The following is a 22063-nucleotide window of genomic DNA, read 5'->3' on the forward strand; positions in this document are numbered from 1 at the left end:
CTGCAGAGGGCAGGATGCGTGGCCGTGCTTTACGAGTCGCTTTCGATAATCCTCCAGCGCCGGGCAATCGCCTACTGGTGGGGTCGTATCCAGTACGGAACGGGTCGTATCCAGTATGGGCGATGTCGCTTATGGATTTTTCCACCCCCTCGCGCGCATTTTTGCGTCACCAGGCCGCTGGAAAACGGCGCGGTGGGCGCAGTTCCTGGTTGAAAACAGCGCGGCGCTGCTGGACAAAAGTACGTCGGTTGCAGACGGCGAGGTGGGCGGTAAAAGCCCGATGATGCTGGCATTCAAGGCGGCCCGCTGTTTGAGACTAGCAGCTACCCCGCCCTGCGCATGGCGCGCAGAGACAAGCCCAGCAAGAGGTGATTCGACAATGGCCATCAGCGTGTTCGACCTGTTCAAGATCGGTGTCGGGCCCTCCAGCTCCCACACCGTCGGCCCCATGCGTGCTGGCGCCCTGTTCGTTCAGGGCCTGCGAGAACGCGGTGAGCTGGAGCGTGTAAAACGGATCGAAGTGCGCCTGTATGGCTCGCTGTCGGCCACCGGTATCGGCCATGGCACCGACAACGCCACCATCATGGGCCTGATGGGCGAGTGGCCTGACGCCATTGACCCGACCCAGATCGTGCCGCGTATCGCCGACCTGCGCGAAACCAACACCCTGCAGCTGGATAGCCGCTTGCCCATCGAGTTTGTCTGGGCCCGCGACATGCTGCTGCTGGACGAGAACCTGCCCTATCACCCCAACGCCATGACCCTGATTGCCGAAGGCGAGCAGGGCGAGTTGCACCGCGACACCTATTACTCGGTGGGCGGCGGTTTTGTGGTCGATGCAGCCCAAGCCGCCAGCGGTGTGCTGGATGCTGACCAGACAGTGTTGCCGTACGACTTCAACAGCGCCGCCGAACTGTTGCGCTTGTGCAAGCAAAACGACCTCAGCGTGTCGCAATTGATGATGGCCAACGAGAAGGTCTGGCGCAGCGAGGAAGACATCCGCGCTGGCCTGCACAAGCTCTGGGAAGCCATGCAGGAATGCGTCAACAACGGCCTCAAGTACGAGGGCACGCTACCCGGCGGGCTGAACGTGCGCCGTCGCGCCGCCAAGCTGCACCGCAGCCTGCAGGAAATCGGCAAGCCCAACGTGATCGGCTCGACCATGAGTGCCATGGAATGGGTCAACCTGTTCGCCTTGGCGGTCAATGAAGAAAACGCCGCCGGTGGGCGCATGGTGACCGCGCCTACCAACGGCGCGGCGGGCATCATCCCGGCAGTGCTGCATTACTACATGCGATTCAGCGATGCGGTGGATGAGTCCAGCGTTGTCGATTACTTCCTGGCTGCCGCCGCTGTGGGCATCCTGTGCAAGAAGAACGCTTCGATCTCTGGTGCCGAAGTGGGCTGCCAGGGGGAAGTCGGCTCGGCCTGCGCGATGGCCGCAGCGGGGCTTGCCGAAGTGCTCGGCGCCACCCCGCCACAGGTTGAGAACGCCGCTGAAATTGCCCTGGAACACAACCTTGGCCTGACCTGCGACCCGGTGGGCGGGTTGGTGCAAGTGCCCTGCATCGAGCGCAACGCGATTGCTGCGGTGAAGGCCATCAACGCGGTGCAGATGGCGTTGCGCGGCGATGGTGAGCACTTCATTTCCCTCGACCAGGTCATCCGCACCATGCGCGATACCGGCGCCGATATGCACGACAAGTACAAAGAGACCTCGCGCGGCGGCCTGGCGGTCAGCGCTATCGAGTGCTGATTTCCTGAACTGACCTTCTGGGCCTCTTCACGGGCAAGCCCGCTCCTACAGGAACTGTGCAAATCCCTGTAGGAGCGGGCTTGCCCGCGAAGAGGCCCTTGAGGCTGATGCAGGTGCAACACAACCGCCTATGCCTCTTTATGGTGCGGTGATGGGCGGCCCGCCTACCGATCGTCGGATGTCGCGATCAGTGTAGGCGTTGTCGGTGACACTTAAGGGTGTCGCTTCTGGGAAACCCACGCGGCGCGTGTCACTAAACTGCTCAACCGTTACAGGCACCGCGCTAGCTCGCCTGTTCTGGACGACTGGCCAACACGATGCAAGCACTTGAAATGCCCAATAAAGGCGTCGTTTTCAGGTTTTTTTGGATAGCCGTTCAATTTTAGGCACGACGTTTGCGTTGAGATTGGCAAGCCTACCCCCGGAAAATGACCGAGGGGTCATAACAAGAAGTAAGTGCCCGCCTGAGGCACACCCTGCATTTGTGTGAGGAGAAATCGCGATGACGTCGTACACCTCCGGGAATCCAACCCAGAACCGCACAACACCCCAGTCCATCGGGTTTCTTCTATTGGACAATTTCACCCTGATTTCCCTGGCATCGGCGGTCGAGCCGCTGCGCATGGCCAACCAGCTGTCTGGCCGTGAGCTGTATCGCTGGCACACGCTGACGATCGATGGCGGCCAGGTGTGGGCCAGCGATGGCCTGCAAATCACACCGGATGCCGCAATCAGCAATGCTCCGCCCATCGACACCGTGATTGTCTGTGGTGGTGTTGGCATCCAGCGCTCCGTCACCCGTGAACATGTCACCTGGCTGCAAGCCCAGGCCCGTCAGTCACGCAGGCTGGGCGCCGTGTGCACCGGCAGTTGGGCACTGGCCTGCGCCGGCCTGCTCGACGGCTTCGATTGCAGCGTGCACTGGGAATGCCTGGCCGCAATGCAGGAAGCTTTCCCGCGGGTGAACATGAGCACCCGCCTGTTCACCCTTGACCGCAACCGCTTCACCAGCTCCGGTGGCACCGCGCCGCTGGACATGATGCTGCACCTGATCAGCCGTGATCACGGCCGCGAGCTGTCGGCGGCGATCTCCGAGATGTTCGTCTACGAGCGTATTCGCAACGAGCAGGACCACCAGCGTGTGCCGCTCAAGCACATGCTTGGCACCAACCAGCCGAAGTTGCAGGAAATCGTCGCGCTGATGGAGGCCAATCTTGAGGAACCGATCGACCTGGACGAACTGGCGGTGTATGTGTCGGTTTCGCGACGCCAGCTGGAGCGCCTGTTCCAGAAGTACCTGCACTGCTCTCCGTCGCGCTACTACCTGAAGTTGCGCCTGATCCGTGCGCGGCAGCTGCTGAAGCAGACGCCGATGTCGATCATCGAAGTGGCATCGGTATGCGGCTTCGTGTCGACCCCGCACTTCTCCAAGTGCTATCGCGAGTACTTCGGTATTCCGCCGCGTGACGAGCGTGTGGGTTCCAACACCGCGCAGCAGGTGGCCATGATGCCGATTCCGCAGGCCATGACCCTGTCGCCGCACAGCGGGCCGATGGCGGCCCTCAGCCAGGCGCGCAACGAGTCGACATTTGCCAGTGTAAGGCTCTGATACCGCGCCGGCCTCTTCGCGGGCACGCCCGCTCCCACAGGTCACCCGCTGAACTGAGCCAGCGGTGATCTGTGGGGGCGGGCTTGTTCCGCGAAGGGGCCGGGCCTGGGTAAAAGAATTACGCGCGTTTGTTGAACTGCGCCAACGCTGGCAACAGTTGCTTGTCGATGGCCTGGCGCACCGCAGGCAGGATCGTCGCACTACCGGTGTACATCTGCTCCACCATCCCCTTCAGCGCCCGCGCATTGGGCTCGGTCAGCCCACGAACCACCGCTTCACACGCCTGTTCGGCACTGGCCCCGGCAGGAATATCGAAACCGCGCGCGCGCAGGTGGCCGGCGAGGTCGTCCTGATCAATCAAATCCGCATGCATCATGGCTGTTGTCCCTTTTATCGCTAAGAGAGTGCTGCTGTGATTTACGACCGATTCTGTGACGTGCGCGACAGCCTCGCAAGGACAGAATGTCGCCATGGCTGCTTTGGCTAAGAACAGGTCGTTTACGACTAAATCCCCTGCCAGGCAAGCACGCACACTGAAGCCATTCACGGTACAGAGGGTTTGGTCACCCTCGCTCACACGCAGTGGATGTTGCTCGCTCTTGGCCCCGGTAGCTCACGGCTTTCCGGGGTTATTTTTTTGCAACCGTTATTTATGTAAGTTGTTGAGAGTCGATGCATATAGACTGGAAAAATCAAAGTTTGGCTTATTGGATGCAGTGTTTATTTTTGTGAGGTGCACAGCCTCGGAGCATACAGACTGTTGGGGATATTCGTGTCGATGCCACTAGGGGCTAAGGTTCCTTTCGACCGTCAGAAGGTGCGCGAGCCAACCTGGTAACAATGCTTTCGACGTTTAGCATTTACTGTGGTATCGCGAAAACGCCAGCGTCCATGGAGACGGCTTTCTCGGCCATTAGTTGCTTTGGTGCGTTAACCCTCGAAATAGGGCATAACATGGGGGCCTCGCATAACGATGAGGATCCAGGCATATAGCGCCAAATTTCCATACGCAGATGCGGACGTCGCAGTGCGCCATACCCTATCACTCAACCCGCAGCTGCAGAATCAAGGGGTTCCGATAGGTTCGGCGGATAAGAATGATGTGGCGCGAACTTTCAAGGCGCCATGGCGCTTCCTAGATATGGAAACCCTGGCGCCCGCTCTCGGATCACTCAAGAGGGAAGTTTTATGGTACGCCCCATGTATTGCGGCGCCAGTGCCCCCTCCTGTTGCTCTACCAAATGATTCAATTGGCAAACAGTCGTGTGCCCAAAAGGCGCTGACTGCGGCCCCGCCAGGTCCACGTGCAGTAACATCTGCTCGCTCGCCGCCAGGACCTCGTCGAACCCTGCCCGGTGCAGGCTGTGATACACGTGAAGACGCTTACGATCAAAGCCGATGATCTGCGTCTGCACCCACACCTCGGTGCCCAGCTTCACCTCGTGCAAATAATTGATATGCGCTTCCAGCGTGAACAGTGAATTACCGCTTTGCCCGCGGCTGTCGGCGTCCAGGCCAATGCGCTCCATCAGGGCATCGGTCGCGTAGCTGAAGATCAGCAGGTAGAAGGCATCCCGCAGGTGGCCGTTGTAATCGACCCAGTCCTCCTGGACCGTGGTGCGGTAAGTGATCAGAGCGGGCATCTTGGTCTCCTTAATCGCTGAATGACATGCCGTGGCTGGCCTTGCTGGTTTTCACCGCTTCGAGCACCGCCAGCAGGGTGTCGTCACGGTAGCGCTCCAGTGCAGCGATGCTGCGCTCGCCCTGTTGCTCCGAGGTGCCGCTCACCACATCGTCGATCAGCTTGTCGGTCAGTTCCGGTGCTGGCAGGTACGTCCAGGGCAGCTTCAGGGCAGGGCCGAACTGTGACATGAAGTGGCGCATGCCGGCATCGCCACCGGCCAGGGTATAGGTCAGAAACGTGCCCATGAACGACCAGCGCAAGCCTGCGCCGAAGCGAATCGCGTCGTCGATTTCGCCCGTGGTGGCAACGCCGTCGTTGACCAGGTGCAAGGCCTCGCGCCAGAGCGCTTCGAGCAGGCGGTCGGCGATGAAGCCTGGCACTTCCTTGCGCACATGCAGCGGGCGCATGCCGAGTGCGGTGTAGATGGTTTTGGCAGCTTCAATGGCCTCGGGTGAGGTGCGGCTACCGCCGACGATCTCGACCAGCGGCAGCAGGTACACCGGGTTGAACGGGTGGCCGACAACGCAGCGTTCAGGGTGAGTCGACGACTCGTAGAACTCGCTGGGCAACAGGCCCGAAGTGCTTGAGCCGATGATTGCATCAGGCTTGGCTGCGGCGCTGATTTTTGCGTGCAGGTCGAGCTTGAGGTCCAGGCGCTCTGGTGCGCTTTCCTGGATGAAATCGGCGTTGCGCACGCATTCCTCGATGGTTGCCACGAACTTCAGGCGGCCTTGCGATGCGCCAGGGGCCAGGCCTTGTTTTTCCAGTGCCGGCCAGGCGTTGGCGACACGTTTGCGCAGTGCCTGTTCGGCGCCGGGCGCCGGGTCCCAGGCCACCACATCCAGGCCATGGGCCAGGGCGCGGGCGACCCAGCCGCTGCCGATCACGCCGCTACCCAGGGCGGCGAAGGTTTTGATTTCAGTGATAAAGGGCATAGCTAGTCCTCAGGGTAAAACACAGTCATCAGGGTTCATGGCTAACCCTGTGGGAGCGGGCATGCCCGCGAACACCGGCGCGGCCGGTGCCATCCATCGCGTTGCCTGCTTCGCGGGCACGCCCGCTCCCACAGGGTCTTCGGCGCATTTGCGATCGTTGAAAGGATCAGCGGCGCTTGAGGTTCATTTTTTCCCGGCCTTCTGCCGGGCTGAGCACGCGGCCACCCATGCGGGTGATGATCTCGCTTGCGCGTTCCACCAGTTGGCCATTGCTGGCCAGCACGCCACGGTCCAGATACAAGTTGTCTTCCAGGCCCACCCGCACATTGCCGCCGAGCAACACGGCCTGCGCGGCCATGGGCATCTGCATGCGGCCGATGCCGAAGCCGGCCCAGGTGACGTTGGCAGGCAGGTTGTCGACCATGGCCTTCATGGTGGTGGTGTCAGCCGGTGCGCCCCACGGGATGCCCAGGCACAGCTGGAACAACGGGTCTTCGAGCAGGCCTTCCTTCATCATTTGCTTGGCGAACCACAGGTGGCCGGTGTCGAAGATTTCCAGTTCGGCCTTCACCCCCAGTTCGGTAATGCGCTTGGCGCCGGCGCGCAGTTGGGCCGGGGTGGACACGTAGATCGAGTTGCCATCGCCGAAGTTGAGGGTGCCGCAGTCGAGGGTGCAGATTTCCGGCAACAGTGCTTCGACATGGGCCAGGCGCTCCAGCGGGCCGATCAGGTCGGTGCCCGGGCCGAACGCCAGCGGCGTTTCACCCGGGCCGATTTCCAGGTCGCCGCCCATGCCGGCGGTGAGGTTGACGATGATGTCCACGTCGGCTTCGCGGATACGCTCCATGACTTCGCGGTACAGCGCCACATCGCGGCTGAAACGGCCGGTCTGCGGGTCGCGGACGTGGCAGTGGACCACGGTGGCGCCGGCCTTGGCGGCCTCTACGGCGGATTCGGCGATCTGTTTGGGGGTGACCGGGACCAGGTGGCTTTTCGAGGCGGTGTCGCCGGCGCCGGTGAGGGCGCAGGTGATGATGACGTCGTGGTTCATGGTGCAGTTCCTTGTGATGTCGGTGTTGGCTTTTTCGCGGGCATGCCCGCTCCCACAGGATCAATGTGATCCCGAGTGTGGCGCTGTACCTGTGGGAGCGGGCGTGCCCGCGAAAGGGCCCTGTCAGTTGGCGGTAAGCTTGAGGTTGTCCGCAGCCGGCTTGCCATCGAAGGTGGTCACACCCTCAAGCCAGCGGGCTTTGTCCTCGGGGTGGTCCTTGAGCCACTGGCGGGCCGATTCCAGCGCATCCTTGTGGTCGAGCAGCGGCTGCATCATGCGGCTCTCGTCCTCGGCGCTGAACTTCAGGTTGGCCAGCAGGCGGTGGGCATTGGGGCAGCGTTCGGCATAGTCCGGCGCCGTCACCGTCCACACCGTCGCACGGCCTTCGTCAGGCCCAAGCGCATCCTGGCTGTCACCCAGGTAGGCCATGTCGATGTTCACGTTCATCGGGTGTGGCGCCCAGCCGAAGAACACCACGGCCTCCTTGCGCCGCACTGCGCGGTCGACGGCGGCGAGCATGCCGGCCTCGCTGGACTCGACCAGCTGGAACTTGCCCAGGTCGAACTGGTTCTTGGTGATCATTGCCTTGATCTGGGTGTTGGCGCCGGAACCCGGTTCGATGCCATAGATCTTGCCGCCCAGCTCCTTCTCGAACTTGTGGATGTCGGCGAAGGTCTTCAGGCCCTTGTCGTAGAGGTATTTCGGCACGGCCAAGGTGGCGCGCGCGTCCTCCAGGCTTGGCTTGTCCAGCACTTTGACCTGGTTGGCTTCGACGAACGGGGTGATGGTCTGGGTCATGATCGGGTTCCAGTAACCCAGGAACATGTCCAGGCGTTTGTCGCGTATGCCGGCGAAGATGATCTGTTGCGAGGCACTGGTCTGTTTGGTCTGGTACCCCAGGCCGTCGAGCAGTACCTGGGCCATGGCGCTGGTGGCAATGACGTCGGTCCAGTTGACCACGCCAAGGCGCACGTTTTTGCAGGCGGCGGGCTCGGCGGCGAAAAGCGGGGTGGCGACGATGCTGCTCAGGGCAAGGGGCAACAGGCTGCGGCGGATCAAGCTGTGCATGGTGGCTCTCCATCGGCAGTGCATATTGTTATTGAGGGCGGCCTCTGCGGACCGTGTGAATACGCTACGCTGGCGCTACCTTGCCCAAGCGCACGCTAGCGACAGGAATTAGCACCGGGGCGACCAGTTTCTGTGGAGGAGGGGATGATGGAGACGATTGCCTTTCTGTTGGTGCCCGGCTTTTCTGCCATGGGGTTCATTTCGGCAGTGGAGCCACTGCGGGTGGCCAATCGTTTTGGTGGGCAGTTGTACCGGTGGCAGGTGCTTAGCCTGGACGGTGAGGCGGTGCTGGCGAGCAATGGCATGTCGATCAATGCCGATGCCGCCTTGGGGGAGGGCGAGCCGGCCAACATCCTGCTGGTGGTCGCGGGCTTCGAACCACTGGCCAATGTCGCACCCAAACTGCTGCATGCGTTGCGCCGGCTCAACCACGGAGCTGTCATGCTCGGTGGCATCGACACGGGCGCGATGGTGCTGGCCGAGGCAGGGCTGCTCGAGGGCTACCGGGCGACATTGCATTGGGAGGCGCTGGAGGCATTCAAGGAACGCTATCCAGGCCTTCAAGCCACCCAGGAGCTGTTCGAGATCGACCGCAGCCGCATCACCTGTGCCGGCGGAACGGCCTCGATCGATTTGATGCTGCACCTGATTGCCCAGTCTCACGGCAGCGAACTGGCGGTCAAGGTGTCCGAGCAGTTCGTGCTGGGTCGTATCCGTCAGCGCCAGGACCACCAGCGCATGCAGATCGGTGCACGTTATGGCATCAGTAACAAGAAGCTGGTCCATGCCATTGGCGAAATGGAAAAACACATCGAGCCACCGCTGAGTACGCTGGAACTGGCTGCCGCGATCAAGGTGACAAGGCGTCAACTGGAGCGTTTGTTTCGCATGCACCTGGATGCAACACCGAGCGGTTTCTATCTCGGGTTACGGCTGGACAAGGCGCGCCAGCTGTTGGCCCAGACCGACATGTCGGTGACTGAAGTCAGCCTTGCGTGCGGGTTTGAACTGCCATCCTATTTCACGCGGCGCTACAAGCTGAGGTTTGGACGGTGCCCGCGGGAGGAGCGACGGCCCAGCGGTACAAAGTGAGCTTCAATCCAGTTCACGCTCGAGAATGGCCCTTAGCTTTTCGCGATTCCTTGCTTGCAGATCCTTGCGAAGCGGGGCGAAACCCGCTGCATTGAAGCGTGCACCCAGGTGGTCGAATATCAGGTTCAACTTTCTGGTGGGCTCGACCGGGTCGGTAATGCAGTAGGCATAGAACAGGATCGCAACCGGGACCTGGTCCCCTTCATGGTCCATTTCGATACTGAGATGTGAAGAGGCGTTCATGACGGTGAAGGTACGCGTACCTGCCGACTGCAGAGCGGCTTGAACATTTTCGTCGAGGCTCTTGAACCAAGGCCCTTTTTCGCGCGGTGGGGGTAGAAAGCCACTGTACACATCGCTTAATGCAAGCAAGTGCGGCTCATACACAATGGTTTTATGTGTATGTTCGAGCAGGGTGAATTTCAATGATTGCAAGGTGGCGATAGCGACAGTGAACCATTGCTGAGGCTGGGTTTCCATCGAGTATTTTTCATTGGCTACTGCTTGCGAATAACGCAGGCATAGCTGCAAATCTTCCCATGTGTCGAGTGTCAGCCAGGGCGCAGGCTTGATGCTTAGCCGCTCCTCGAATATTCGGGTGTCCAGGCTCGTATCGTCCATGTGGCATTGCTCCTCGATGGATGCAGATGACCAGAACCGGGTACCAGCGCGCTCTGGTACCCGGCCTCGCTAATCAGATAGCGAGAAACGCGCCGAGGTCGCCTTTGATCTTCTCATTCACAAGGTCACGCGCAGCGTCGAAGTGACGAACGCTGAACGTGCCTTGTTGCGAAGCGCGATAGACGCGGGTAGAGGTTTTGTCCACCTTGCGGGTCAGGGCGCCTTCACGCTCGACTCTCGAGTCGTAGCTGGCCTGGAAGCTGGTCATGTGCATCGCAGGCAGGCCTTGTGGCGTCATTTCGCACTGGGCGACCACGAAGTTGCTCGATTTGCCGGTTTCGCTATGGCTGTGCTTTTCCAGGTGCGCCTTGACTTCCGGTTTCTGCACGACAATTTGCAGAACACGCCTGGCGCAGGCGGCGCGACGAGGGTCCGCGGAGACGCTGATGGTGACGGACTTGGTAATCAGCTCTGCCAGGGTCAGGTTGTCCTCATCAATGGCATCTTCGGCATGTGCTGCGCCCGTCATGGTCCAGCCAAACTTGATCAGGCCATCGTTGTAGAAGTTGTACCACTCGCGCTGCTGGGTCTCCTTGTCGAACTTCTTGTTGGCCAGTTCGGTCATCAAGCGCATGCCGGCCAGGATGTCTTCTGCAATGTTGGCAGGCACATTGTCAGCGAAGATGCAGATGGTCTGGCCGGTAGCGGCTACGCGCTCTTGACCCTCTTTGCGGATTTTTTCCATTTCAACTTTGATGTCAGCCACTTTGTAATTCCTTGATAGTTGTGAGTTCCAAGACACACATGGTGAGCACGTGGTCTGAGGGCACTATCGAGTAATTACGCAGGGGGCATCAGCGGCATGTTGTTCCTCTGGAGTTGATCCTTCACTCGCGCGTGCTGATCAATCTTCGGGTGCCGGCTCGTCACTGTTTTGCGAGCCCAGGCTGCGCAAATACTCCGCCCGCTCATCGCTGCGCTGTGCAATGCAGCTGTTCCAGGCGATCTGGTAGGCGTTGCTGCCGGGTTGTTCAGCATGGGTTTCGACCTTGCAGTCTGCATCGCGCAGTTGGCTCCAGACTTTCTCGGCTGCCTCTATTCGCGACATCAGGCCTGCCTCGTCGCCAAACTGATCACGCATGCGCTCGATCAGGTCGTCATAGGCCGACTGCAGCTCACGCTCGGCGACCTGCTTGTTGAATGCTGCACAGGCGAAGGTTTGCTGGTCGGTCTCCACATTGTCGCAAGGTGTGCTTTCGTCCTCACTGGCCTGGGCCCCGCTCACGATGGCCAGCAGCACCAGCCATGCCATTGATTTCATCCGTTTTCTCCTCAACAGGCTGTCGAATCGCAGGGATTCTCGCTCAGCCAGAGGCCAGGTGGTAGCTCCCTGACCAAATGTTCATGTACCGGCTGCGAATGTCGTTATCGAGACTGTCTCTCATCCCCGGAACACGCGCCAGACGCGCTCTTGTCGCGCATTGACGCTTTCGGCAAACCCCCTGTCGTTTTTGCACCGGGGCGCCTCGGGGCACAGGCATATGCTGGCCTCAAAGCGCCGGCAGAAGGTTTGGCGCGACCCAACTCTATAAAAGGGGACAGCCTGATGAGCCCAGCCGAACTACACGCCGACAGCATCGTCATCGATGGCCTGATCATCGCCAAATGGAACCGCGAGCTGTTCGAAGACATGCGCAAAGGCGGCCTCACTGCGGCCAACTGCACGGTGTCGGTCTGGGAAGGGTTCAAGGCTACCGTCGACAACATCGCGTCCAGCCAGAAGCTGATCCGCGACAACAGCGACCTGGTGATGCCGGTGCGCACCACCGCCGACATCCGCAAGGCCAAGGAGCTGGGCAAGACCGGCATCCTCTTCGGCTTCCAGAACGCCCATGCGTTCGAGGACCAGATCGCTTATGTGGACGTGTTCAAGCAGCTGGGCGTGGGCATCGTGCAGATGTGCTACAACACCCAGAACCTGGTTGGCACCGGCTGCTACGAGCGTGACGGCGGGCTGTCCGGCTTCGGTCGCGAGATCGTTGCCGAGATGAACCGTGTCGGCATCATGTGCGACCTGTCCCACGTCGGCTCCAAGACTTCCGAAGAAGTCATCCTCGAATCGAAAAAGCCGGTGTGCTACTCGCACTGCCTGCCCTCGGGCCTGAAAGAGCACCCGCGCAACAAGTCGGACGAAGAGCTGAAGTTCATCGCCGATCACGGCGGTTTCGTCGGCGTCACCATGTTCGCGCCGTTCCTGGCCAAAGGCATTGACTCGACCATCGATGACTACGCCGAGGCCATCGAGTACACCATGAATATCGTCGGTGAAGACGCCATCGGTATCGGTACCGACTTCACCCAGGGTCACGGCCAGGACTTCTTCGAATACCTGACCCATGACAAGGGCTACGCCCGCCGCCTGACCAACTTCGGCAAGATCATCAACCCGCTGGGCATTCGCACCGTCGGCGAATTCCCCAACCTCACCGAGACCTTGCTCAAACGCGGCCATTCCGAGCGCGTGGTGCGCAAGATCATGGGCGAGAACTGGGTAAACGTCCTCAAGGATGTCTGGGGCGAGTAAGCCGCTCTCCAAGCCTGATAGCCCCTGCCAGCAACGCCGGGGCACCCACAAAAAATTTTATGGAGTTGAGTTTCCATGGCCAAGATCGCCCCGCAATTGCCAATCGAAGTCGACAGCGAGACCGGTGTCTGGACCAGCGACGCCTTGCCGATGCTGTATGTGCCTCGGCATTTCTTCGTCAATAACCATATGGGCATCGAGGAAGTGCTGGGCGCCGACGCCTATGCCGAGATCCTCTACAAGGCTGGCTACAAGTCTGCCTGGCACTGGTGTGAAAAAGAGGCCGAGTGCCATGGCCTGGAAGGCGTGGCGGTGTTCGAGCACTACATGAAGCGCCTGAGCCAGCGTGGCTGGGGCCTGTTCGAGATCCAGGATATCGACCTGGATAAAGGTACCTGCAGCGTCAAGCTCAAGCACTCTGCGTTCGTGTACGTCTATGGCAAGTGCGGCCGCAAGGTCGACTACATGTTCACCGGCTGGTTCGCTGGCGCGATGGACCAGATTCTCGCTGCCCGCGGCAGCAAGATCCGCACCGTGGCCGAGCAGGTCTATGGCGGGTCGGAAGAAGGCCACGAAGATGGCCTGTTCGTTACAAAGCCGTTGTAAGCCGGAGATAGCGTCATGGCATTCGAAGCAATGTTCCAGCCGATCCAGATCGGCAAACTGACCATCCGCAACCGTGTGCTCAGCACCGCGCATGCCGAGGTCTACGCCACTGACGGCGGCATGACGACCGACCGCTATGTGAAGTACTACGAAGAGAAGGCCAAGGGCGGCATCGGCCTGGCCATCTGTGGCGGCTCGTCGGTGGTGGCCATCGACAGCCCGCAGGAATGGTGGGCATCGGTCAACCTGTCGACCGACCGCATCATCCCGCACTTCCAGAACCTTGCCGACGCCATGCACAAGCATGGCGCCAAGATCATGATCCAGATTACCCACATGGGCCGTCGCTCGCGCTGGGACGGCTTCAACTGGCCGACGCTGATGTCGCCATCGGGCATTCGCGAACCTGTGCACCGCGCCACCTGCAAAACCATCGAGGTGGAAGAGATCTGGCGGGTAATCGGCAACTACGCGCAGGCTGCGCGTCGCGCCAAAGAGGGCGGCCTGGACGGCGTGGAATTGTCGGCAGTGCACCAGCACATGATCGACCAGTTCTGGAGCCCACGGGTCAACAAGCGTACCGACGAATGGGGCGGCACCTTTGAAGGCCGCATGAAATTCGGCCTGGAAGTATTGAAAGCCGTACGCGCCGAAGTGGGTGACGACTTCTGCGTGGGCATGCGTATCTGTGGTGACGAGTTCCACCCTGATGGCCTCAGCCACGAGGACATGAAGCAGATCGCTGCCTACTACGACGCCACCGGCATGCTCGACTTCATCGGCGTGGTCGGCTCGGGTTGCGATACCCACAACACCCTGGCCAACGTCATCCCCAACATGAGCTACCCGCCGGAGCCGTTCCTGCACCTGGCGGCCGGTATCAAGGAAGTGGTCAAGGTCCCGGTGCTGCACGCGCAGAACATCAAAGACCCGAACCAGGCCACGCGCATTCTTGAAGGCGGCTACGTGGACATGGTCGGCATGACCCGTGCGCACATGGCCGACCCGCACCTGATCGCCAAGATCAAGATGGGCCAGATCGACCAGATCAAGCAGTGCGTCGGTGCCAACTACTGCATCGACCGCCAGTACCAGGGCCTGGATGTGCTGTGCATCCAGAACGCCGCGACCTCCCGTGAGTACATGGGTGTGCCGCACATCATCGAGAAGACCACCGGCGTCAAGCGCAAGGTGGTGGTGGTTGGCGCAGGCCCTGCCGGCATGGAAGCGGCCCGCGTGGCTGCTGAACGCGGCCACGACGTGACCCTGTTCGAGAAGAGGGACCAGATTGGCGGGCAGATCACCATTGCCGCCAAGGCCCCGCAGCGTGACCAGATTGCCGGTATCACACGCTGGTACCAGCTTGAGCTGGCTCGCCTGAAAGTCGACTTGCGCCTGGGCACTGCCGCTGATGTGGCCGCCATCCAGGACCTGCGCCCGGACGTCATCGTGCTGGCCGTAGGTGGGCACTCGTTCCTGGAACAGAACGAGCACTGGGGCGCCGCTGAAGGGCTGGTGGTCAGCAGCTGGGATGTGCTCGATGGCAAGGTAGCGCCGGGCAAGAACGTGCTGGTGTACGACACCATCTGCGAATTCACCGGTATGTCGGTCGCCGACTTCATCGCCGACAAGGGTAGCCAGGTCGAGATCGTCACCGACGACATCAAGCCAGGTGTGGCCATGGGTGGTACCACCTTCCCCACCTACTACCGCAGCATGTACCCCAAAGAAGTGATCATGACCGGCGACATGATGCTGGAAAAGGTCTACCGCGAAGGCGACAAGCTGGTGGCGGTACTGGAGAACGAATACACCGGCGCCAAGGAAGAGCGCGTGGTCGATCAAGTCGTGGTTGAAAACGGCGTGCGTCCTGACGAAGAGCTGTACTACGCGCTCAAGGAAGGTTCGCGCAACAAGGGCCAGATCGACGTGGAGGCGCTGTTCGCCATCAAGCCACAGCCGATCCTCAGCCAGCCGGGCGAAGGCTACCTGCTGTACCGCATCGGCGACTGCGTGGCCCAGCGCAACGTGCATGCGGCGATCTACGACGCCTTGCGCCTGTGCAAGGACTTCTGATCGTTAACAGTCGCCGCCATCGGGCGCGATCCCTGTAGGAGCGGGTTTACCCGCGAATGCGTCAGCACTGACAACACTGTTGCCTGACCGGACGCATTCGCGGGTGAACCTGCTCTTACATGGGGCCAGTCTCGCCCTCTGGTCGGCGCAAGAATCCAGCTGTTTGTGGGAGTCTCCCATGTTGAACACCCTTCTACCCATCCTGCTGTTCGCTGCCCTTGGCCTGGCAGTGCTCGGTGCCTTGCGCCGGGTGCGCATGTGGCGCCGTGGCCGGCCGTCCAAGGTCAACCTGATCGGCGGCCTGCTGGCCATGCCGCGCCGCTACTTGGTGGACCTGCACCACGTGGTTGAGCGCGACAAATACATGTCCAAGACCCACGTGGCCACTGCGGGCGGCTTTGTGCTGTCTGCTGTCCTGGCCATTCTGGTGCATGGTTTTGGCCTGCAGAGCAAGATCCTCGGCTACGCACTGCTGATCGCCACGGTGATCATGTTCACCGGTGCCATCTTTGTCTTCAAACGCCGCCTCAACCCGCCCTCTCGCCTGTCCAAGGGCCCGTGGATGCGCCTGCCGAAGAGTTTGCTGGCGTTCGCCGTGAGCTTCTTCATTGCCACCCTGCCGGTCGCCGGAATCCTGCCGGCCAACACCGGTGGTTGGGTGATGGTCGCGATTCTGGGCCTGGGCGTGCTGTGGGGTGTGTCGGAGCTGTTCTTTGGCATGACCTGGGGCGGCCCGATGAAGCACGCCTTCGCCGGTGCCTTGCACCTGGCCTGGCACCGCCGTGCCGAACGCTTCGGCGGCGGCCGCTCCACCGGCCTCAAGCCGCTGGACCTGGAAGACCCCAACGCGCCCCTTGGCGTGGAAAAGCCGGTGGACTTCACCTGGAACCAGCTGCTGGGCTTCGATGCCTGCGTGCAGTGCGGTAAATGTGAAGCCATGTGCCCGGCCTTTGCCGCTGGCCAGCCGCTGAACCCGAAAAAACTCATCCAGGACATGGTCATCGGCCTTGCCGGTGGCACTGACGCGCAATTCGCCGGTAGCCCATACCCTGGCAAACCAATCGGCGAACACGGTGGCAATCCACACCAGCCGATCGTCAATGGCCTGGTCGACGCCGAGACGCTGTGGTCCTGCACCACCTGCCGTGCCTGCGTCGAGGAGTGCCCGATGATGATCGAGCACGTCGATGCCATCGTCGACATGCGCCGCCACCTCACCCTGGAAAAGGGCGCCACCCCGAACAAGGGCGCCGAGGTGCTGGACAACCTGATCGCCACCGACAACCCCGGCGGCTTCGCCCCCGGCGGGCGCATGAACTGGGCTGCCGACCTTAACCTGCAGCTGCTGTCTGAAGTGAAAGCGACCGAAGTGTTGTTCTGGGTCGGTGATGGTGCCTTCGACATGCGTAACCAGCGCACTTTGCGTTCGTTTGTCAAAGTATTGAAAGCCTCGGGTGTGGACTTCGCCGTACTCGGCCTGGAAGAGCGCGACAGCGGCGACGTGGCGCGCCGCCTGGGCGATGAGGCAACCTTCCAGCAACTGGCCAAGCGCAACATCCAGACCCTGGCCAAGTACAAGTTCCAGCGCATCGTCACCTGCGATCCGCACAGCTTCCATGTGCTGAAGAACGAATACGGCGCCCTGGGCGGTGACTACCAGGTGCAGCACCACAGCACCTACATCGCCGAACTGATCGCGGCCAAGAAGCTGAACCTGGGCCAGCACAAGGGCGGCAGCGTCACCTACCACGATCCGTGCTACCTGGGCCGCTACAACGGCGAGTACGAAGCCCCGCGCGAAGTGCTCAAGGCGCTGGGTATCGAGGTGCGCGAGATGCAGCGCTCGGGCTTCCGTTCCCGTTGCTGCGGTGGTGGTGGCGGTGCGCCGATCACTGACATCCCTGGCAAGCAGCGTATTCCCGATATGCGCATGGACGACATCCGTGAGACCGAGGCCGAGCTGGTAGCCGTGGGTTGCCCGCAGTGCACCGCCATGCTTGAAGGCGTGGTCGAGCCGCGCCCACAGATCAAGGACTTGGCCGAACTGGTGGCCGACGTGCTGATCGAGGAGGACGCATCCACTGTCCCAAAGCCGCAAACGGCTAAACGTGAACCTGCGGAGGTGCACTGATGAGCGACATTATCCGCCGCGATCCACGCGCCGAGTGGATCGCCCGTAACCGTCTGCACCCGCTGCATGCCGCGATGCAGACGCAACAGACCAGCTGGATGGGGCCCAACGGCATCATCCGCAAGAACCCACATGCGATTGCCGCAGGCTTTGTCGGCCCGGCCGGCATCAAGCGCATCGACCGCAGCGGCGCCCAGCAGGGCACCGGCGCGGGCGGGCGGCGCACGGCAGCAGCCGAGGTCAAGTTGCCACTGCACCAGGTGGCGGCGCCGGCGTTCTACATTGCCGTCGTGCCGGACATGGTTGGCGGCCGCCTGAGCAGCCACGACCGCGACCTGCTTGGCCTGGCCCACAGCCTGGCCGGCAGCGACGGGGCGGTGCTGGCCGTGGTGTTCAACGAGCACAAGGAAAGCAACTTTTCCACAGCCGGTGTCGATCGCCTGCTGGTTATCGAAGGCGAGGCCTTTGAAGGTTATGCACCGGAGCAACTGGTGCAAGGCCTGCGGGCTGTGGATAACCAGTTCGCTCCGCGCCACTGGCTGCTGCCTGACAGCCGCACCGGTGGCGGCGAACTGGGTCGGCGCCTGGGCGCCGCGCTGGGCGAGCGCCCGGCAACGCGGGTATGGCAGGTCAAGGACGGCCAGTGCATCGGCCGCGCCGGCGCCGGCCAGCAAGACCTGCAACGCACTGTGCCGCGCCTGATCCTGGCGGCGGCCGAGTGCGCCGAGCCGGTCAGCGAAACCCGTCACGAAGCGTTGCCGGTGGAGTTGTCCATAAGTGTGGTGCGCAGCCTGCCGCGCATCGAAGACCTTGGCTCGGTGGCCGTCGACCCGGCCACCATTGCCATGGCCGAAGCGGAGTTCATCGTCTCGGGCGGCAACGGTGTCAAGGACTGGGACCTGTACCACAAGGCCACCGCAGCCCTCGGCGCTACCGAAGGTGCCTCGCGGGTGGCGGTGGACGACGGCTTCATGCCGCGCAACCGCCAGGTGGGGGCTACCGGCACCTGGGTTACCGCGCGTGTCTACGTGGCTGTGGGTATCTCGGGCGCGATCCAGCACCTGCAGGGTATCGGTGCCTGCGACAAGGTGGTGGCGATCAACATGGATCCGGGCTGCGACATGATCAAACGGGCTGACCTGTCGGTGATTGGCGACAGCTCGGCGATTCTCAAGGCGCTGATCGAGGCTGTGGACAACTACCGCAGCGGCGGCCAGCGCGACGCGGCATAAGGGCACGAGCATGAGTACGAAAGTGATCAGCCTGGTTTCCATTGGTGCCCACCCCAGCTCCGGCCGCGCCCGCCGCGCCGAGCAGGATGCCCGCGCCGTGGAGTTGGGTTTGCAGCTGGCTGGGGATAACTTGCAGGTGGTGCATGCGGGCGATCCACAGGAAGAGGCCTTGCGCGCTTACCTGGGCATGGGCCTGGACCACCTCGACGTGCTGGAGCAACCGGCCGGGGCCGATGTGCTGGGCGTGCTGGGCGATTATCTGCGCGACGCCGGGGCCCAACTGGTGCTGACCGGCAGCCAGGCCGAGACTGGCGAGGGTTCGGGCATGTTGCCGTTCCTGCTGGCCGAAAAGCTCGGCTGGCCGCTGATTGTCGGGCTGGCTGAGGTGGAGTCGATCGACAACGGCACCGCGCAGGTATTGCAGGCCCTGCCGCGTGGTCAGCGGCGTCGGCTGAAGGTACGTCTGCCATTGCTGGCGACTGTGGATAACGCTGCGCCCAAGCCGCGCCAGAGCGCTTTTGGGCCTGCGCGCCGGGGGGTATTGGCGGCGCGTAACGTGGCCATTGTCGAAGATGAGCTGTTGGCTGAAGCCGAGCTGCAACCGGCCCGTCCAAGGCCCAAGCGTTTGAAGGTGATCAAGGCCAAGAGCGGCGCCGACCGCATGAAGGCCGCGACGGCCAAGGCCAGTGGCGGTGGTGGCAAGGTGCTGAAGGACGTTTCGCCGCAGGAAGGCGCTGAGGCGATCCTCAAGCTGCTGGTGGAAGAGGGCGTATTGCGCTGAGTCCCGTGGGAGCGGCCTGTGTGACGCGATGGGCCGCTTAGCAGCCCTGACAATCCTGAGCCAGACTCGAGATCCTGGGGCCCGCTGCGGCCCCTGCGACACAATTCATAGCCCAGTCCCCTGTGTATAAGTTATTCACTTCCCCCCTCACATGCCTGGATTCCAGCAAACTGGCCGAATGTCAGGTACGCTCCGTTTTGCCCACGGAATCTGTTCGCCAAGGTGTGGATAAATTGTTGGTGCATGGCTGGAAGCCTTATATAACGGCGCTTACACGGTTTAGATCATAAAATGATCAGCTTCCCTTGGCATCGCCTGATGCGGGCATGCTGCTTTTTGCCAGGATTTTCCCACAATCTCTGTGAGCCGGTCTGTGGATAATCTGTTTGATACCGGCTGTAGGCCCCGCCGTTCCTGTCTTCGAGTGCTTTGATCAGAAAACAGCCAATCGGGGCTCACACACGCTTGAACCCTGAGGGCAGGTAAAAATTCAGGATCACCTGAGTCAAAACCTGTGAATAAGTAACAAGAACCTATCATTTCTATCAGTTAGCAGTCCTGTTTCAGGCGAGTAGAATGAGCGATCACTATCGGCTGAGCGTTCATCATGCATGGCATGCTGCAACCCGTTATCCCTACCCACATGGGCGGGATTCCAAGGTCGTATTCAGCATACGGGGCCTATGCTGGTGCAAGAAATATTGCCTTCGCCGGGCAGATGGTCGATCGCCTGACGGGTTGCTATCACCTGGGCAATGGCCGGCGAACCTACAACCCTGTGCTGATGCGCTTTCACTCTGCCGACTCACTCAGCCCTTTCTCGGAGGGTGGGTTGAATGCCTATGCCTACTGCGGTGGCGACCCGATCAACCGGGTCGACCCCAGTGGCGCCGTCCCGGCCATCCGGTCCGCCCGCCCCCAGGTCGACGTGATTAGCCCGGCGATCAGTGGCATAAGCATGTTTTCAAGTTCGGTGACGCTGGGCGGGGCTATCGCGCGAACGGCCAGAAACGTGGTCGCCGACTTGCAAAGACCGCATTCCGGTCCGGAATATACCGCGCCGAGCCTAAGATCCCGGATTGGTAATACTAGCCTTTTCTACACAGGAGTAATGGGGGTTGCAGGCACCGCAATGAGCGGAGTCGAACAAGGGTGGATTGGTAATGTACTGACCAGTCACGGCCGTCGCCTGGGGCTGGGCAACGCAATTGGGAACATCAGCGGTGGCTTGTTCTCCAACGCCGAGGCGGCACAGGCTGTGTGGAGGGGGGTAGGACAGCCCGGAGTGTCGGGGGTAAGGGTAGCCTGGGAGACATTCTATGAAGTCACCGGTGTGCGCATGGTTGTCGAAGGGGCTTCGTACGTGTGGGGCAGAGGCACGGCACTCGGGGCCAGGATCGCTTCGGCAGGTCGAGCAGCTATTGATGCATGGCGTCGCTGGGGTACTGAACCCAGTGCGCCGCCTCCGTCTCCGAATCGGGACATAAGGCGACCATAAACCCACTGGCACGGCAATTTGCCCTGCCAGTGGGTGGTACAGGTTATTGCGCCTGCACCTCCTTCAGATACGGCGCAGGCTCTGCTCCCAGGTTGTTCAGTAGCCGCCCGCTGTACCAGTCAATGAAGTTCACCACACCAAACTCGTAAGTCTTCGAATACGGGCCAGGCTGGTACGCCGTGGAGTTGATCCCACGCTGGTTCTCTTCGGCCAGACGGCGGTCCTGGTCGTTGGTGGCGTCCCATACCTTGCGCATGTTCTCGGGGTTGTAGTCCACACCTTCGACGGCATCCTTGTGCACCAGCCACTTGGTGGTGACCATGGTCTCCTGGGCGCTGATCGGCCACACGGTGAACACGATCATGTGGTCGCCCATGCAGTGGTTCCACGAGTGCGGCAGGTGCAGGATGCGCATCGAGCCAAGGTCCGGGTTCTTGATGCGACCCATCAGCTTCTGGCAGGCCTGCTTGCCGTCCATGGTCATCGACACGGTGCCCTTGAGCAGCGGCATACGCACGATGCGGTTACGCAGGCCGTGGCTCTTGTGCAGGTACGGGATCTTCTCGGCTTCCCAGGCAGCGGCGGAGGCGGCCACATGGTCCTTGAATTCCTGGCTGGCGCGCGGGTCGTTGGTGTCGTCCCACTCCAGCAGGGTTTGCAGCAGTTCCGGGTGCGAACCGTTGCAGTGGTAGCACTCGCGGTTGTTTTCCAGCACCAGTTTCCAGTTGGCCTTTTCCATCAAGGTGGTTTGCACCGCCACCTTGGTGTTCTCCATGTCGTACGGTTCCATGTAATGGTCCAGCGTGGCCAGGAACTCGTCGATGGCAGGCGGGTTTTCCGCCAGGCTGATGAAGATGTAGCCGCCGGCCACCTTCACGTTCACGGGCTTGAGGCCGTACTGGTTCATATCGAAGTCAGCACCCATCTCGGTGCCGGCGAACAGCAGGCGGCCGTCCAACTCGTAAGTCCACTGGTGATATGGGCACACCAGTTTGGCCACCTTGCCTTTCTCGCTGACGCACAGGCGCGAACCGCGGTGGCGGCAGACGTTGTGGAAGGCATGCACCTTGCCTTCGGCACCGCGCACCACAATGATCGGGTTCTTGCCGATCTGCAGGGTGATGTAGTTGCCCTTGGCCGGGATCTCGCAGGTCATGCCGGCGATCAACCATTCTTTATGGAAGATCTCCTGCATGTCGATCTGGAACAGACGCTCGTCGGTGTAGAAAGGCTGGGGCAGCGAGTAGGTGCGCTCGCGGGTCTGCAGCATCTCGGCGGTAGCCTTGCGTGCAGGTTCAAGTGGATCGCCCAGGCTCAGGGTTGCGGTGACGTCCATCGT

General features: G+C 61.4%; 19 protein-coding genes. 10 read left to right on the forward strand and 9 right to left on the reverse strand.

Annotated elements, in window-relative coordinates; translation table 11 throughout:
- The first annotated feature begins 379 nt into the window (after positions 1–379).
- Both ACI7M0_RS01385 and ACI7M0_RS01390 read left to right on the forward strand, forming a co-directional pair.
- Positions 380–1756 (forward strand): L-serine ammonia-lyase, encoded by a 1377-nt coding sequence (locus ACI7M0_RS01385; protein WP_010951662.1) that lies wholly within the window; start codon positions 380–382, stop codon positions 1754–1756.
- A 502-nt stretch (positions 1757–2258) separates the two neighbouring features.
- Complete coding sequence (locus ACI7M0_RS01390) at positions 2259–3365, forward strand: GlxA family transcriptional regulator (RefSeq protein ID WP_010951663.1); 1107 nt, start codon at positions 2259–2261, stop codon at positions 3363–3365.
- A gap of 118 nt (positions 3366–3483) precedes the next feature.
- Here ACI7M0_RS01390 and ACI7M0_RS01395 read toward each other — a convergent pair whose 3' ends face one another.
- The 5 genes from ACI7M0_RS01395 to choX all read right to left on the reverse strand — a co-directional run bounded on the left by ACI7M0_RS01395 (position 3484) and on the right by choX (position 8103).
- Complete coding sequence (locus ACI7M0_RS01395; RefSeq protein WP_003255717.1) at positions 3484–3741, reverse strand: hypothetical protein; 258 nt, start codon at positions 3739–3741, stop codon at positions 3484–3486.
- Positions 3742–4537: 796 nt separating this feature from the next.
- A complete protein-coding gene (locus ACI7M0_RS01400; RefSeq protein ID WP_129932073.1) occupies positions 4538–5008 on the reverse strand; it encodes a thioesterase family protein in 471 nt (156 codons plus the stop codon).
- 10 nt (positions 5009–5018) lie between these two features.
- Complete coding sequence (locus tag ACI7M0_RS01405; protein ID WP_129932074.1) at positions 5019–5984, reverse strand: L-carnitine dehydrogenase; 966 nt, start codon at positions 5982–5984, stop codon at positions 5019–5021.
- Positions 5985–6150: 166 nt separating this feature from the next.
- Positions 6151–7035: a 3-keto-5-aminohexanoate cleavage protein gene (locus ACI7M0_RS01410; RefSeq protein WP_010951668.1), complete on the reverse strand. Its 885-nt coding sequence runs from the start codon at positions 7033–7035 to the stop codon at positions 6151–6153.
- A gap of 123 nt (positions 7036–7158) precedes the next feature.
- Entirely contained in the window at positions 7159–8103 is a 945-nt protein-coding gene (gene choX, locus ACI7M0_RS01415; RefSeq protein ID WP_129932075.1) for a choline ABC transporter substrate-binding protein, read from the reverse strand.
- A gap of 144 nt (positions 8104–8247) precedes the next feature.
- Between choX and ACI7M0_RS01420 the strand changes: the two genes are divergently transcribed.
- Positions 8248–9195, forward strand: a complete 948-nt coding sequence (locus tag ACI7M0_RS01420; protein ID WP_129932076.1) for a GlxA family transcriptional regulator — start codon at positions 8248–8250, stop codon at positions 9193–9195.
- Between the two features lie 3 nt (positions 9196–9198).
- On the opposite strand, the gene ACI7M0_RS01425 is transcribed toward ACI7M0_RS01420, so the two are convergent.
- From ACI7M0_RS01425 to ACI7M0_RS01435, 3 genes are all read right to left on the reverse strand, one after another.
- A complete protein-coding gene (locus ACI7M0_RS01425) occupies positions 9199–9816 on the reverse strand; it encodes a hypothetical protein (RefSeq protein WP_129932077.1) in 618 nt (205 codons plus the stop codon).
- 73 nt (positions 9817–9889) lie between these two features.
- Positions 9890–10582, reverse strand: a complete 693-nt coding sequence (locus ACI7M0_RS01430; protein ID WP_129932078.1) for a hypothetical protein — start codon at positions 10580–10582, stop codon at positions 9890–9892.
- 138 nt (positions 10583–10720) lie between these two features.
- Positions 10721–11137, reverse strand: a complete 417-nt coding sequence (locus ACI7M0_RS01435) for a lysozyme inhibitor LprI family protein (RefSeq protein WP_129932079.1) — start codon at positions 11135–11137, stop codon at positions 10721–10723.
- Between the two features lie 285 nt (positions 11138–11422).
- Here ACI7M0_RS01435 and ACI7M0_RS01440 point away from each other — a divergent pair, with 285 nt between their 5' ends.
- The 7 genes from ACI7M0_RS01440 to ACI7M0_RS01470 all read left to right on the forward strand — a co-directional run bounded on the left by ACI7M0_RS01440 (position 11423) and on the right by ACI7M0_RS01470 (position 20724).
- Positions 11423–12400 (forward strand): dipeptidase, encoded by a 978-nt coding sequence (locus ACI7M0_RS01440; protein ID WP_003255700.1) that lies wholly within the window; start codon positions 11423–11425, stop codon positions 12398–12400.
- Positions 12401–12475: 75 nt separating this feature from the next.
- The gene (locus ACI7M0_RS01445; protein WP_003255698.1) at positions 12476–13006 is read left to right on the forward strand and encodes a DUF5943 domain-containing protein; all 531 of its coding nucleotides are present in this window, start codon (positions 12476–12478) and stop codon (positions 13004–13006) included.
- A gap of 15 nt (positions 13007–13021) precedes the next feature.
- Positions 13022–15082: a dimethylglycine demethylation protein DgcA gene (gene dgcA, locus ACI7M0_RS01450; protein ID WP_003255697.1), complete on the forward strand. Its 2061-nt coding sequence runs from the start codon at positions 13022–13024 to the stop codon at positions 15080–15082.
- 178 nt (positions 15083–15260) lie between these two features.
- Entirely contained in the window at positions 15261–17213 is a 1953-nt protein-coding gene (gene dgcB / locus ACI7M0_RS01455; RefSeq protein ID WP_129932080.1) for a dimethylglycine demethylation protein DgcB, read from the forward strand.
- Positions 17213–18445: an electron transfer flavoprotein subunit alpha/FixB family protein gene (locus ACI7M0_RS01460; RefSeq protein ID WP_129932081.1), complete on the forward strand. Its 1233-nt coding sequence runs from the start codon at positions 17213–17215 to the stop codon at positions 18443–18445. Before dgcB ends, ACI7M0_RS01460 begins: the two co-directional genes overlap by 1 nt.
- A gap of 10 nt (positions 18446–18455) precedes the next feature.
- Positions 18456–19226: an electron transfer flavoprotein subunit beta gene (locus ACI7M0_RS01465; protein WP_003255694.1), complete on the forward strand. Its 771-nt coding sequence runs from the start codon at positions 18456–18458 to the stop codon at positions 19224–19226.
- 643 nt (positions 19227–19869) lie between these two features.
- On the forward strand, positions 19870–20724 hold the full coding sequence (locus ACI7M0_RS01470) for an RHS repeat-associated core domain-containing protein (RefSeq protein ID WP_223843614.1): 855 nt from the start codon (positions 19870–19872) through the stop codon (positions 20722–20724).
- Between the two features lie 43 nt (positions 20725–20767).
- Here ACI7M0_RS01470 and gbcA read toward each other — a convergent pair whose 3' ends face one another.
- Entirely contained in the window at positions 20768–22060 is a 1293-nt protein-coding gene (gene gbcA, locus ACI7M0_RS01475; protein ID WP_014589386.1) for a glycine-betaine demethylase subunit GbcA, read from the reverse strand.
- Between the last annotated feature and the right edge of the window lie 3 nt (positions 22061–22063).

This window comes from Pseudomonas sp. 10(2024) (assembly GCF_045164175.1).
Classification (GTDB): domain Bacteria; phylum Pseudomonadota; class Gammaproteobacteria; order Pseudomonadales; family Pseudomonadaceae; genus Aquipseudomonas; species Aquipseudomonas alloputida.